At 66.5% G+C, this 13,591-nt stretch carries 15 protein-coding genes; 1 reads left to right on the forward strand and 14 read right to left on the reverse strand.

The features are described from left to right. Positions 1–105 precede the first annotated feature (105 nt). From ACIGXO_RS16515 to ACIGXO_RS16575, 13 genes are all read right to left on the reverse strand, one after another. Positions 106–1,470: a tyrosine-type recombinase/integrase gene (locus ACIGXO_RS16515; protein WP_399786425.1), complete on the reverse strand. Its 1,365-nt coding sequence runs from the start codon at positions 1,468–1,470 to the stop codon at positions 106–108. Between the two features lie 70 nt (positions 1,471–1,540). Beyond that, positions 1,541–1,729, reverse strand: coding sequence for a helix-turn-helix transcriptional regulator (locus tag ACIGXO_RS16520; RefSeq protein WP_399786427.1), 189 nt, complete (start codon positions 1,727–1,729; stop codon positions 1,541–1,543). A gap of 244 nt (positions 1,730–1,973) precedes the next feature. Beyond that, positions 1,974–3,770 (reverse strand): DnaB-like helicase N-terminal domain-containing protein, encoded by a 1,797-nt coding sequence (locus tag ACIGXO_RS16525; protein ID WP_399786430.1) that lies wholly within the window; start codon positions 3,768–3,770, stop codon positions 1,974–1,976. 201 nt (positions 3,771–3,971) lie between these two features. Continuing rightward, positions 3,972–4,178 (reverse strand): hypothetical protein, encoded by a 207-nt coding sequence (locus ACIGXO_RS16530; RefSeq protein WP_399786433.1) that lies wholly within the window; start codon positions 4,176–4,178, stop codon positions 3,972–3,974. A 402-nt stretch (positions 4,179–4,580) separates the two neighbouring features. Next, positions 4,581–4,841, reverse strand: coding sequence for a hypothetical protein (locus ACIGXO_RS16535; RefSeq protein ID WP_399786436.1), 261 nt, complete (start codon positions 4,839–4,841; stop codon positions 4,581–4,583). Between the two features lie 81 nt (positions 4,842–4,922). Beyond that, positions 4,923–5,726, reverse strand: a complete 804-nt coding sequence (locus tag ACIGXO_RS16540; protein WP_399786439.1) for a hypothetical protein — start codon at positions 5,724–5,726, stop codon at positions 4,923–4,925. Further along, positions 5,726–6,169 (reverse strand): hypothetical protein, encoded by a 444-nt coding sequence (locus ACIGXO_RS16545; protein WP_399786442.1) that lies wholly within the window; start codon positions 6,167–6,169, stop codon positions 5,726–5,728. Before ACIGXO_RS16545 ends, ACIGXO_RS16540 begins: the two co-directional genes overlap by 1 nt. 9 nt (positions 6,170–6,178) lie before the next feature. Beyond that, entirely contained in the window at positions 6,179–6,838 is a 660-nt protein-coding gene (locus tag ACIGXO_RS16550; RefSeq protein WP_399786444.1) for a hypothetical protein, read from the reverse strand. An 11-nt stretch (positions 6,839–6,849) separates the two neighbouring features. Continuing rightward, complete coding sequence (locus ACIGXO_RS16555) at positions 6,850–7,005, reverse strand: hypothetical protein (protein ID WP_361559111.1); 156 nt, start codon at positions 7,003–7,005, stop codon at positions 6,850–6,852. Further along, positions 7,002–7,907, reverse strand: coding sequence for a hypothetical protein (locus ACIGXO_RS16560; RefSeq protein WP_399786449.1), 906 nt, complete (start codon positions 7,905–7,907; stop codon positions 7,002–7,004). The genes ACIGXO_RS16555 and ACIGXO_RS16560 overlap by 4 nt, the downstream gene beginning before the upstream one ends. Further along, a complete protein-coding gene (locus ACIGXO_RS16565; protein ID WP_399786452.1) occupies positions 7,904–8,197 on the reverse strand; it encodes a DUF6303 family protein in 294 nt (97 codons plus the stop codon). Before ACIGXO_RS16565 ends, ACIGXO_RS16560 begins: the two co-directional genes overlap by 4 nt. Continuing rightward, positions 8,197–8,451 carry a DUF6284 family protein gene (locus tag ACIGXO_RS16570; RefSeq protein WP_399786455.1) on the reverse strand — a complete coding sequence of 85 codons (255 nt, stop codon included), beginning with the start codon at positions 8,449–8,451 and terminating at the stop codon, positions 8,197–8,199. The genes ACIGXO_RS16565 and ACIGXO_RS16570 overlap by 1 nt, the downstream gene beginning before the upstream one ends. 456 nt (positions 8,452–8,907) lie before the next feature. Further along, entirely contained in the window at positions 8,908–9,687 is a 780-nt protein-coding gene (locus ACIGXO_RS16575; protein ID WP_399786457.1) for a GntR family transcriptional regulator, read from the reverse strand. A 58-nt stretch (positions 9,688–9,745) separates the two neighbouring features. Between ACIGXO_RS16575 and ACIGXO_RS16580 the strand changes: the two genes are divergently transcribed. Then, complete coding sequence (locus ACIGXO_RS16580; RefSeq protein ID WP_399786460.1) at positions 9,746–10,174, forward strand: NUDIX hydrolase; 429 nt, start codon at positions 9,746–9,748, stop codon at positions 10,172–10,174. Positions 10,175–10,483: 309 nt separating this feature from the next. On the opposite strand, the gene ACIGXO_RS16585 is transcribed toward ACIGXO_RS16580, so the two are convergent. Next, positions 10,484–13,213: a restriction endonuclease gene (locus tag ACIGXO_RS16585; protein ID WP_399786463.1), complete on the reverse strand. Its 2,730-nt coding sequence runs from the start codon at positions 13,211–13,213 to the stop codon at positions 10,484–10,486. Between the last annotated feature and the right edge of the window lie 378 nt (positions 13,214–13,591).

Genomic DNA, 13,591 nt, shown 5'->3' on the forward strand with positions numbered 1-13,591 from the left:
CAGCCGATGCGGGCACCCCTCTTTGCGTTCACCCTGTCTCACCCAGAGCCGCCATATACCGCTCTGGATCAGCCCGTGTGGACCAGGCGTGGACCAGAATCCGGCTCAGTCGGCCTCGCGAAGTGCCTGCTCGATCGCCTCATTGGCCTGGTCACGGCGGCCGTCCAGCACCCTGGCGTAGAACCGGTAGAGCACGGCGACGCTGTGGCCGGCGCGGCGGGCCACCTCGACGGGGTCGACACCAGAGGCGAGCCACAGCGAGATGCCGGCCTTCCGCCCGCAGTAGGGCACGTCCGCGAACGGGCTGTCGAACTGGTGCGGGGACAGCGCTACCTTGCGGGCCTCCTGCCAGACGTCCGAGTACTCCTTGCTGAGCACCACGCCGCCCCGCGCTGCCCGGAACAGTCGTCCGTCCGGCGCCACCCCGTACCTGTCGATGTGGGTACGCAGCATCCTCACCAGCTCCGGCGGAATCGGCACGTCGCGCACCGAGGCGCGCGCCCGGCGCTTCAGGCCCCGCTCTTCGTAGGACTTGCCGTCATTCGTCCAGGCCGAGCCGACCCGTGAGGAGCTGCCGGACAGCAGCACCACGCCCCACCCGGTCTCAGGAAGCGTGCAGTCCGTGACCCTGAGGTTCATGGCCTCGGCCGGGCGGGTGGCCGCGTAGTAGATGCACCCGAAGAACGCCTGCAGATGCTCGCCACGCGGCCCCAGCGTTCCGACCGCATCGATGAGCGCCCTGGCTTGCCGCGGGTTGGGAACGTAGCGCCAGTCGATCTCGTCGTCCGTACTCGGCGGGGACCAGTCCACGAACTGCAGCGGGTTGGCCGGCAGCAGTTTCCGCTCGACCGCGTAGCGCAGAGCGTTGTTGAAGACCATCCGCTTCCGAGTGATCGTGTTGGCCGCAGCGGTCTTCCCGTCCAGCCTCAGACTCAATGCCTCCAGCGCGGCCCGTACGGTGTCGGAATCCTCCAGGCGAGACATGGGGAGGGACTTCCGGGCAACCCACTCCAGGGCTGATGCGATAGGAGCCGGCGGCTCTCCCTGCTGGTCGGAGAAGTTGAATGCCCAGCAGGACAGCGCGCGGCGGAGGACGGCGGGCTTGGGCGCACCCTTGGTGTCCAGGACCAAGGAAGGGGTGATGGTGGCGAGAGCGTCAGCACGCGTAGAGCGCCCCTTCGCAGACGATCGCTTCCACTTCATGCCGGCGTAGTCCCTGGCATGCTCGAACCAGGTCACCTGCGGCGTCAGGGCTCGGAGTTCGGACTGCGGCAGCCCGGTCTCCACATCGAACATCTCGCCGCGGTGCGCTGCGGCCATCAGCTGTGCCCGCCTGCCATCAGCGAGCGTCTTGGTCTTGAAACTCTTGGAGTGCGGGCGTGGGCCAACTTTCCAGCGGAGCTGAAACGGCTTGGGACGATCTGCCCGCTCGCGGATGGTGTAGATAGCGAATTCGAAGGTCAGAGGCATGGGGCTCCGTACGGCGAAGGGCCCGCCGAACCGCGTCGGCGGGCCCCTGATGGAACGGCGGAAGGGTCAGTCAGGCGGCGGGCTGCTCGCAGCTCTCCCACCAGGCGTCCAGGTCGCTGCGGCGGCATCGGAGCTGACCGTTCGGGAGCTTGTACATCTTGGGAGCCTGGCCGCGGGCGCGCAGTCGGTAGAAGGCGGCACGGCTCATGTCGATCTCTTCGAGGACTTCGTGGAGCTTGAGCGTCTTCCGGGCTGACACCTTGGTGTCTCCTCTGCGGTGCGGTGAGGTATTGGTTCTTGGCCGCTGGCGGGGCGATAAGGGCGGTAAGGGTGATAAGCCGTCTGACCTGGGCTTTCATGGGGGCGATAAGGGGTGCGGAAAGGGGTGCGATAAGTCCCGGCCCTGCGGAGCGGCTGACTTACCGCCCCGCTTATCGCACCCCTTATCGCCCCGTCGTTTACGCAGGTCAGCAGGCTTATCGACCTTTTCGCCCTTACCGCCCTCAGCCCGCGTAGGTCAGGACGGTGGTCGGGCGGCCGCCGGTGGCCCTCTGGCGACGGGCATAGCCGGGCAGGTCGAGCAGCTCGGCGGCCAGCCGGTCCCGCTCCGCGCGCGTGCTGTTCTTGAACAGCCGGCGGATCTGGTCAGCGGTGAGCCCGTCGGGGCCAGCGGCGCGGACGGCCTCGGCGAGCTTGTTCACCTTCGGATCGCCCGTGGTGTCGCCGAGCAGGTGAACGGCGGAGGCGCGGGCGTAGTTGAGCAGCTGCCACGCGGCTCGCATGTGGGCTTCGGAGATGGTGTCGGTGTGGTCGCACAGGGCGTAGACCATGGCGACCCGCTGAACGTACGGCGCGGCCCGCGCGGTGAACTGAGCGATGACGCCGCCCGCGGAGTCGTCGCTGAGGGCCGGGTAGACCTGGTCGCAGTACAACTCCCAAGCGGCTGGGCTGAACTTCACCTGCTCAACACGGGCCGCATCGTCCAGGACGGTCCGCCACCCTGCGGCGAGGTTGGCCACCAACTCCGGGCTGGCGCCGCGGGAGCCGGGCAGGATGAGGTTCCGGTGGCAGAACATCGGCAGGAAGCGGTTGTACGTGCCGCCCGCCATCTCCGAGTCCTGCATCTTGGCCCGGAACTCCTCGGGGGTGATGTGCCCCAGGATCGCGATATGCGGATCCGTCGCCTTCAGCGAATCGCGGATCATCGAGCCGAGGGAGTCGCCGTCCCATGCTTGCCGCAGCACACCGGGCAGCGAGCTGCCTTCCCGGCGGCCGCGGCTCATGGTGACCGCGTACTCCGACTCCACCACCCACAGCCGCTTGTCGAAGCTCGCTGGCGACGCCTCCTCGCTGTCGTCGTCCTTCACGTACTCGATAAGCCCCTCCCCGGAGTTCAGCCCACGTGGCGTGTGCTCGGGCCCGAAGAAGTCCGGCAGGGCCTCGGCCAGCACCCGCCTCGCGGTCGACGTCGCCGAGCCCTTGCGGCCGGAGGAGGTCGGCCCGATGGTCAGGGCCCAGAGCAGGGTGGGGTGCCGGTCATTGCCGATCATCAGGTGCGGGCGGCGGCCGATGATCGCGCCCGCTGCGGAGAGCAGGTTCACGAGTACCGCGACGGGGTCCGCCTCGGTGGTGGGGTCCAGCGCGCGCACCGTCTCGCCAGCCCAGCCGCAGAACACATCCGGGTGCGGGGTGGGGCCGGGCCGGTGGGGGCGGTGCAGGCCCGGCTGCCGGTCGTAGAAGGGGTTCGGCGGCCCGGGCGGAGCCACGTCCGCGCTGGCAGTGTCGGCGGGCCGGGCGGTCAGTTCGGTGACCTGCTCGACCACGGCGGTGCGGAGCTGGTCGGTGTCGGTATCCGCGGACGAGGCGGCTTGGACCAGGCGCATGCCGGCCTCGATCAGGCGGCGCCGTTCGGCCTTCTCCCGCACGATCTCGGCATAGTGCTCGGCATGCGCCGTGGTCGGCACGGACTGGACGAGGGTGTGCAGGTAGGAGGCGCCACCGACACGGTTGAGATCACCGCGTTTGCCCAGGTAGTCGGCGACGGTGATGGGGTCGGCGGGCTGGCCCTGGTCGTGCAGCTCGCAGATCGCGCGGTGGATCGTCTCGTGGGCGGGCCGATAGTAGTCGCCGGGATCGAGCGTCTCGACTACGTCGGCGATGGCCTCGGTGGAGAGCAGCATGGCGCCCAGGACGGACTGCTCGGCCTCCAGATTCTGCGGCGGCGTTCGGTCGGTCCGCGGCTCCGGGACGCTGGGCAGGGCACGGACGTTGTCGTAGCGGGGCGGGGGCGGGGCGCTCACTTGCCGGCACCCCCTTCGCCACGCGGGCTCTTGCCGGAGGCTCGCCGGATGTCGGTGGGGTGGGTCATGCTGGAGGTCTCCAGTTCTCTGGGGAGTTCTGGCAGACGAGAGCGGCCCACCCTTTGGCGAGACGCGGGCCGCTCTTGTCATGCGCGATGTGCAGGCCCTGCCCGATGCGCGGGGCCTTGTTCGTGGTGTGGGTCAGTGGTGGGTGATGATCACGCCGAGGCAGGCGGCGGGAAGGTCGGTCACCTTGTCCCAGTCAGCGAGGGTGATGCCGTGGGACGAGGAGGCCCGCAGCAGACTCCGCAGGAGTGTGATGGCGGCGGCTCGTTGCTGGGGCGTGACGCGAGTGCTGCCAAAACGCTGGATGCGGCAGATGCGATCAGCCGGGTTGTTCCTGTCCATCGGCTACCCCTGACCGCACTGATGACCGGCCGGGACCCACTGGCCGCAGGTGGCGCACCACTCGTACACGACCGGGGGCAGGGTTTCCTTTTCGCTCACTGCCGGCCTCCCTTGCCCGTGTTCTGCGGGGTGCCGGGAACGGGACGAGTGCTGGGGTCGCGGGTCCAGCCGCCGGTGGTTTGGCTGTACTCCCGTACGTCCGCAGGGCGTTCGCCGTCTCGGCCGGGGTCGCTGATGGGCATGTCTCGGCGTAATGCCACTATGGAGCTCCTGTCTCTGCGAGATGGGAGCCGGGACGACCTCTTCCGCCAAGTCGCGGTCGTCCCGGCCTTTTTCATGGAGCGGACCGCTGTCCGGCTCCCCGCCCGCCCCGGCGATGGCCGCGGGGCGGACAGGCAACCGTCACCGGCCGTGGACCCAGTTCCAGACGGCCATTACCGTGCCGCCGACGCCGATGCCGATGAGCATCCGGCGGGCCGGGCGGGAGAGGCCGACACCGTCGACCGGCCGTTCCTCCACTCGCCAAATGTCGTCGCCGTCCGGGGCGGCCCCGCTGTGCGCGATGGCACGGTGCCGGGCGCGCTGGGCGTCGGCTTCTTCGGGGGTGGCGACGGGCGGCCAGGTCTTGCGGCAGCGGTCGCAGCGGTAGCGGTGAAGGGTCACCGAAGCCCCTTTCGGAGTGGTAGCGGGGGTGGGTAGCGGGCAGGTAGCCGGTCAGGTAGCGGCCGCTGTGACCTGCGGTTTCTACCTCGCTACCCCGGTCTCAGGAGAGGGGCTGGGAGCGAGGGGAGGGGAGGGCTCAGCGGCGGCCGCATCGGCCTCCACCGCGGCGGCCGCTGGCGGGGTGTGGGCGGCGGCCACAGCGGGCGCCAGGGCGGGGGCCGAGGGGTCCCCCTCCCCGGCCGCGGTGGGGACCTCCCCGAGCCCGGCCGGGAGGTCCCGCACCCGCACCCCTACTCGCACCCGTTGGCGGCCGCCGAGGTAGAGCTTGAACTTGTCCGTCGGGATGCCCCAGCTCGCGAGTGCGGTCTTGAGGTCGTCCTGGTCCCAGTCGCCGAGCAGGCCGGTGTCGAGCAGCTGGGCGAGGTGGGCGCCCTGGTGCTCGGTGCCCGCCAGCTTCCGTACAAGAGCGGCGACCAGCTCCGGGGTGGGGCAGACGTCCTCCTCCAGGCCCTCGTCGAGCTCCAGCTCCTCCTGGTCGTCGTCCTCGTCGAACGGCGCCGGCCTTTCGGCCGGGGGAGGGGAGGGGGCATGCATCCAGGCCGCTGCACACCAGCCGATCACGGCGACCGGCATCCCGTAGGCGGGATGGGTGCAGACAAGGTAGGCGGCGACGTACCCGCCCCCGGCGACGTAGCCGAGACGGGTGAGGGCTTCCTTCCAGTCCTCCGCCGTGATCCACGCCCAGCCCCGGCCGATCAGCGCGGTGGAGCCGGTGAACAGCGCCTCGAACGCCTCCCGGTTGGGCAGGTAGGGCCGCAGGTCGATGCGGGCCCGGTCGGGGGCGGCCTCCTCGATGGGCCGCTCCCCTGTCGTTTCGTCGGTCATCAGGCCACTCCGAGGACCTGGTTGAGGCCGGAGGCCAGGAAGGTGGAGACGATGCCCCAGATGCCGCCGGCGGCCGCGAAGATGCTCGCGGCGGCGATGCCAAGGAGGGCGGCGGTCCGGGGCTTGAGCTTCATCCCGTAGAGGACGATCACGATGACCAGGGCGATGGCGCCCATGCCGACGTTGCCGCCGACGCCGGACTGCACGGCGGCGGCCATGCCCTTGGCGATGCTGCCCGGCGTGCTCCATACCGCGGCAGCGGTGGCGTACAGGGTCCCGGCGATCAGGCCGACGATGGCGGCCTGGTCGGCGTCGAGCTTGATCTTGTGCTTGCCCTTGATGCCGACGATGAGGAAGACGGTGGCGGCCAGGGCGGCGCCGGAGGCGCCGAGGGTGCCGAGGATCTGCCCGGACTGGATGCCGGCAGCGGCGAGGGTGTTCACGTGGGCTCCTTAGAACTGGGCGAGGAGGAAGGCGAGGACGGTGGTGGCCAGGGGGATGCGGCACATCCAGGCCAGCGGCGGCCACCAGTGCCGGGTCTTGTGGTCGATCAGCACGCCGACAGCGAGCACGACGACGCCGCCCAGCACCACGGCGCCGACCCGGCCGTACTCCCGGCCGCACGCTTCGATGAGCTCTTCAAGCGGCTGGACGGCGTTCATGCCCCAGCCCAGGGCGGCGGCCGAGACGTTGTAGAGGACCTTGCGGCCGCGGGTCGGGTGCAGCAGCTGCATGCCGACCGTGCCCGCAGGCGCCCAGCCCCGCCAGAAGGAGTCGGCGGCCGGAGCCTTCGAGACCGGAGCCGGAGCGGCGAGGTCGTCCTCCTGGTCCTCGTCCTCCTCCAGCTCCTCCGGCTCTTCGTCCACCTCGTCGGCGTCGGTATCCACCGGCTCCGGCTCGGTGTCCTCCTCCGGACTGAGGTGGACGGGCTTGTCTGCCCACCAGTCCGGGAGGCGATCCGATGGCACGGCGATCCGGCGCGGGGCCGGGTCTTCGGTGGGGGCTTGGTCCTCGTCGGCGTACAGGCGGTTCCACCAGTCGTCCGAGGCGTCCCCCTGCTCGGGGAGGTGGACGGTGGGCGGTTCGGAGGGCATCGGTGGTGGGGTGGTCATGGAGCCCTCCTTCACAGGGCGGCGCAGGCCAGGGCGAGGCCCACGGCGACGGGCAGTAGTACGGCGGTGGTGCACAGGGCGGGCAGGATGCGGCGGGGCGAGATGGCTGCCAGGCCGGTCAGCGCCAGGGCCGTGACCGCCCACCAGGCCAAAATGAGGACGGTCATCCGGCGGCCTCCAGCGCGTACCGGTCGGCCTCCTGGACCGTTTCGGCGGCCTCCTGCTCCTTGGTCAGGCGCTGGTAGACCTTGTGGACGTAGGAGGTGGACCGGGTGGATTTCCGGGCCGCTTCGGCGATGGTCTCGCCCATCACCCAGCACGTCCGGATGACGTTCATCGCCTCAACAGAGGGCAGCTTCTCCGGCTCCGGCGCCTCCTCCGGCTCCGGGGTGGACGCCGCAGGGACGGCGAGGGGATACACCCGACGGTCACCGCAGATGACCAGCGAAGGCCGCCGCCCCCGCAGCACCGCAGCCTCAGTGGCCACCGGGGCTTGGCGGGAGGTGGACGGTGGAGCGGACGCCGCGTGGACGGCCGGGCCGTCCACCTTCTCCACCACCGCGTCCCCCTCGGCCGGTGCGGTGTCCACCTGGGCGCGAAGCTCGGCGATCTTCGCCAGGATCGCGCGCCGGTAGTGGGTGATGGCCTCGGCCAGGATGATCAGCAGAGCCGGGGGGATGGAGTGGAGGACCAGCCCCGCCGGATCCACCGCGCGGGGAACACCGAAAGGCGTGCCCTCCGGCCACAGCGAGCCCCAGCAGTTCATGACCCAGGTGCCCAGACCGGCGAACCAGCGCAGCCCAGTGGCCCAGCCGGACGGGTGTACCCCGTACTCCGACAGCCGCCCGTCAAAGATGAGCACCGCCCCCAGGGCGAGGGCCACCATCGGGTCCAGCAGCCAGGCGATCCAGGGGGAGACGTGGTGGTCGGTAGCGAAGGTGGTCACGTTGGTGGCGGTGAAGACCAGAGCGATCACTGCCACCACGATCAGGACGGCGGTCAGCCCGGCCTGGAGCTTGTTCAACGCCCTGATCTGCTCCACCAGCGGCGTCGTTACCGTTCTCATCATGCCCTCCCCTCCTTGCGGAGGGGGCGGACGGTGACGGTGGCGATCAGCCGGACCGGCGACGCCGGGTCGCCGGGGGTGTCGCTGTCCTCGATCCACTCCCACTCGGCCGCGGGGGCGACCTCATAGCCGAGGCCGGCCAGCGTCCGGGCCCGCTCGGTGAGCGTCGGGGTGGGAGCAGTGCGGGGCCATGCGTGCTCGGGCCACTGTCTGACCGGCGTGCTCAGCAGCACGACGTACAGGTGCCACCGGCCGCCGTTGTTGGCCATCTGGGCCTGGAATGTCTTCGGCATCAGGCAGCCTCCGGCGATCCGTCCAGGCCGCGGCGGTGGGCCATGGCGCGGCGGGCGGCCAGCACCTTGCGGCGGGTGCGGAGGAGGCGGCGGGTGTCCAGCTCGGAGGCCGGCCGGTAGAGGGTGACGATGTAGGCGTCCAGCAGCTCGACCTCCGCCTCAATGAGCGGCATCTCGTGCTCGATCGCGTCCAGTTCCGCGGCGGTCGGCTCGCGGTCGGTAACAGGGCTGTGAACGGTGCCGATGTGCTTCATGGGTCGGGCTCCTCTCGTTGTGGGACGGCCCAAGGAAGCGGCCCCGGTGTGCCAGCACCGGGGCCGCGTTCGTGCGGAGTCAAGAAGGTTCCGGCTCCCCTCAGCCCCGCCCGTACGGCCACAGGGGCCGGACGGGCGGAGGAGGCAACCGGCCGCAGCGTGAAGTGCTGCGAAGAGGTTGATGCGCGGGCCTTGTCCCGCGCTGGCCGCCTTATCGGAGGAGGCGGCGGGCCTCGTCACGCTGTTGAGTTCTCAAGGAACGACCAGCGCGAGGACCCGCAGCGCACCGCGAGCTATCTCGAACCGGGCATGACGGTGCCGCCGCGGAAACAGCAGCACCTGCACTCATGCACTTATGTGCAGGAGTGACATGCAGAAGAGTGCCCAACTCCTATACATGAGTCAACCCGCCGCGCAGATTGCCGCGGCGGGTCAGGTACTCAGAAGCTGGGCGAGTCAGTCACCAGCCGGGACGCGGTACTCCAAAACGAACTGGTCAGCGGCCATGTAGGTGTCGCAGACCTCCACCACCCGGCCCGCTTCGGACTCTGCGTTGCGCGTCAGGTGAATGATGGGCGAACCAGGGCTCAGGCTCAGTGCCGCGACCTCCTGTTTCGTGGCAAGTCGGACGCGAAGCGTCTCTGTCAGCTCCTTGAGGACGTGCCCGTGCTCTTCCAGCCGGGCGTAGATGCCCCCGCCCCCGGGGTTTTCCTCGAACAGCTCCGGGATGTCCTGGGCGATGTCCCACGGGAGGTACGACGTGGCCTCCTCAGTCGGGATGCCGTCGCTGAAGTAGAGCCGACGACGGGAGAGGACCTTCGTGCCTGTCGGCACCGACAGCCTCTCGGCGATCTCCTCCGGAGCATCGGTCGGCCCGACGTAGAGGACGCTCACGGTGGGCTTGCTGCCCGACTGCTCTGCCTCGGCCAAGTAGGCCGCCTTGCCCGCCATGCGGTGCGAGCGGCGGAAACGGTCGGAGGACTTCCGCCGTACCGGGGGCCGGCGCTTCACGTACGACCCCTTGCCGTGCCGCGTTTCCACGAGGCCCGTCGTACGCAGCTCGCCGATCGCCTTACGGACCGTGCCCTGCGACGCGGCGTACTTCTTCATGAGCTCAGCTTCGCTGGGCACCTGCTCACCAGCAGGCAGAACCTTCTCCTCAATCTGCTGGATCAGGTCATCAGCGATCTGTAGGTACCGTGGTTTCCCGGCATCCCTGGAGGGTGTGGGCGCCATGTCCTTCTGGACCTCCTAAGCTCCTGTACATAAGCAACGCTACCTGGAGGGCGCGTCTATGCCGCTTCACTCGGTCTCGGTCGCCGGCGTCGTTGTCCGTGACGACGGCCGTGTACTCGCGATCCGACGCGCAGACAACGGCACGTGGGAGCCTCCCGGCGGCGTGCTTGAACTGGACGAGCGCCCAGAGGACGGCGCCGCACGTGAGGTGCTGGAAGAGACGGGCATCCACGTCTCAGTCGAGCGCCTGACCGGCGTCTACAAGAACATGACGCGAGGCATCGTGGCCCTGGTCTTCCGGTGCCGGCCGGTCGATGGCGTGGAGCGCACGTCGAGCGAATCGACGGCCGTGGAGTGGCTGACTCCTGCTGAAGTCGAGACGAGGATGGCCGAGGTCTACGCGGTGCGCGTTCTCGACGCTTTGAACTCCGCCACGGCCCCTCACGTACGCGCCCATGACGGTCGCCACCTACTCGAGACCGCGTGAGCTGCGGAGGGCACCTCTTGGGCCAGCCTCGGCGACTGGCGAGCCGTACCGGCTCAATGCGCCAGCGGCGTCGAATTGACCTGCTTACGGGGCAGATGTAGGCCCGCTGGCCAGAAGCAGGGCCACGTGCGTGTCCGAGCCCATCAGCTGCCCCTTAGCCATGAGTTCGGATACGTCTGCCAGCGGTATCCAGGCGACGTGGCTGGCTTCTACAAGGTCCGTCGGCTCCCTGATACGACGATGCCCCGCCCCGTAGATTTTCTAGGGAGAGTTGAAAATGCCCACCATCGGCTGGTGCGTAATCCGGGATCACGTGCTCGCCAGCCCATGCTTCACGCGAACGCCAGCCATTTTCGCCCAACCCCGAACTTGCTTTCCCGTGAGCGCCACAGTACCCGGCGCCCAATCGGCATTCGCGGCGCTTCTGATAAACTCGCCGAGGTAATGCGTTTTTGCTTGAGGGTCTGCCATGAGAGCCTCAATGGCTTGCTCCATACCTGGTGGTCGCTTAATCAGCTCTAGTAGCTTAGAGGGGACGAGTTCCCCATCGTCGTCTATCGGCGCCTCATCCGCAAGGAACAGATTGCCATCCGAATTTACGCTTGCGATGCCGAGCAGTAGCAACTCGTTCGCCGGTTTATTCTTAGATGTCAGTTTCACGCGCTCGCCACTCCATAGAGACTTCATTAGCTTAATTGCAGGTCCAGGAGTCCCCTTAGGGAAAACCCTGCGTGCGTTGCTGCCCCGACTGCCGGTGAGAATGTCAAAGGCAGGGGAAATGTCTGTCTCCTCGATGACGCGAAGAAACTGGTTCTCCAGTTTGGCGACTCCGGCATAGTCGAACCACTGAGCGAACGCGCGGGCGTAAATCCCCCAGGATTTTTCACTGGCCGCAACAGCGGGGAAGGCGCCTGGGAGGGCACTTGCAAAGGCTTGTAGCGAGACGGATCCGTTACTCTGCTCGAAAAGCCGCGTCAGGGTCGAGTGCGCCCTATGCCTACGTAGCGATACTGCTACTCTGGCGCGCAAATACTCTTCTTTACTGCCGCTCTCGATGAATGTTTCTACCAACCGGATACGGGTCGGCTCGTACGCTAGAACTCCGAAATGTCGAGCGTCACGGCTCAAGTTATAAACAACCGCCTCGCTGATGTCCATGAGATGCGCGAGTTCAGAAACTGCAACGTCTCCACCGAGCGCCACTACTTCTCTGAGGAGGCGGCCTACAGACGTGGGGACTTGGCGCAGGATGAAGGAGTCTTCAATTGGGATAGTGCCGTTTATCAAGAAGTCGCGAAAAATATCCCAGTAGGTGTCCAGTCTTTCTCCTACCTGCACGATGAGCCTTCGGTCGAGCAAAGGCTGCACTACCTCAGTAGGTATTCTCTCCATTACCTCAGATACTGCAACTGGGGCGAATCGCGCGATCTGGGAAAGCCCTTCTCGCTCTCCTGGGGTCAACTCGGCAAGGTCTCGCTCGAAGAGGCTTTGGACGTTGAGGGCTTCGCTTACCAGTTGTGCCTGACTGACGCCATCCTTGACCTCGCTCAATACATGACCTGCTAGCTTCTTGAAGAGCCAGGGAAGTCCTTGGGAGTACTCCCGCAGGCGTTCTTTCAAGTCCCGCACCAGGGTCGTGTCGAGGCTCTTTTCTAGCTTTCGGAGTAGCGTATCTACTTCGCTCGGGCCCAGTGGGGCCAAATGGATGACACGAGCATTCGATCTAATTTCGTCGCGAAGCCTATACGGATGGCTCTCTGTCCATCCTACTAGGTCAGTCTTCCAAGCGAAGCCGATACTTAGCGGACTGTCGATCTCTTGTATTCCGAGGGCGAGATCTCGGAACTCCCGAGTCAGGGCCTCGTCCTGAAAGACGTTCTCGAACTGGTCAAAAAAGACGAGGACAGGGCCAGCTGTGTCATCCCACCTCGCCGCCCTTAGCGTCTCCAATGAGCTAGCCAAGCTGGCCCAAGATGACTCATCCGGCAGTTGAAGCAATCCCCGTGTCTGAGCTTGCAGAGCTACCTTTCGCAGCGCGGAGGAAACGTAGTTAGAGTTCGTAGCCGTCCTTGTGTCGAATACAACACACGCTCCCCCCTTCTTTTGGGCGGACTGCTTGAGTCTCAATGCTAGGGAACTCTTACCCCACCCCGATTGCGCGTTCACGACCAAAACTGCTGATCCCGTCGAGATGACCCCTTCTACTTCTTCCACCACCTTTCTTCTGCCAACGAAATACTGAGGAGATGCCGGCAACTGGTACTCGAAGTCCGATGCGCTTCCCTTGACCTCGATCACCAGGGACTCAGATCCTTCAGTCGGCCGCTCTTTAGGCGACCTTTCGGTAAATCTCGCGTCCCGGATTACAGCGCTACTCGCATATTCCGAACCCCTTAGCAGGGACAAAACGGGAGAGGGAACATTGCCAGAGGCGCCCCATACCAATACTTCACGAGTAGTCCTGGATTCGGGATCCAACGACTTTACCGCAGAATAAATGCCATACTCTGTGATCACTATGGCAGGATCCGATGACAGAACACCTGATATGCTGGAGGGGGCAGAGGCGGTCATGCCGGATTGCATTACAATATCAGCGATACTGTCTGCGTTGAGATAACGGAATGATGTGTCCTTGGACTCGATCGCGCGCGCTTTCTCTACGCCATGCTGTGTGATCCTCGGAAGAGCGAAGAAGAAACCGTCTATTTCGTCGTCGTCGCTGGTTATTCTTTCCGTGTGGAGTTTCCCGTAAAAAGCTACTAGCTCCTTCGCGGCAACCGGTGAGGTGTACGCCTTGCACTCAGCCATCGCCGTACGGCGAGTGAGGCGATGGCGAGCGACGACGTCCAACTCGATTCCATCGGATGTGACGTTCAGGTTGTCGAACCGGGGATCTTCGTAACCGAAATGCTGAAGCATCCGGGCGACAAACAACTCAAACAAATGCCCTCTGGCGTTGGCGGCAGCCTGTGGGGTGTCGCCAGCAGCAAGAACAACCACCTGGGTTTCCTGGATTGCAAAGTTTTGGCTCGTCACAGCACAAGGCTAGCGCCACCGAGTGGCTCCAGCGCGGGGAATCAAGTAAGTCCTGGAGGTTCACCGCTGCGCGCGACGTGCGAGCTCCACGTTGGCCCTCGCTGCTATAGCGCGTCTCGGCAGGGAACAGCCGTCGATGGCGGTCCTGCGGCGGGGGCCGGCGAGCGGCGTGGCACCGGCTGTTCACACTGTTCAGCGATCACTACAAGCGTGATGGCTGCACATTTTCAAGATCACCTGTGGGTGGACCGCTCAAAGGGCGGGACCGCGTGATCGAGGTGGAACGGGCCATCCACGGTTGTTGAGGTCCAACTCCGACGGAGAGCAACGGCTGCGTGGGCACGCCATGAGGTGCTGAGCTGGCTGCACCTGAAGGTG

The organism is Streptomyces sp. NPDC053542, assembly GCF_044544685.1.
Lineage (GTDB): Bacteria > Actinomycetota > Actinomycetes > Streptomycetales > Streptomycetaceae > Streptomyces.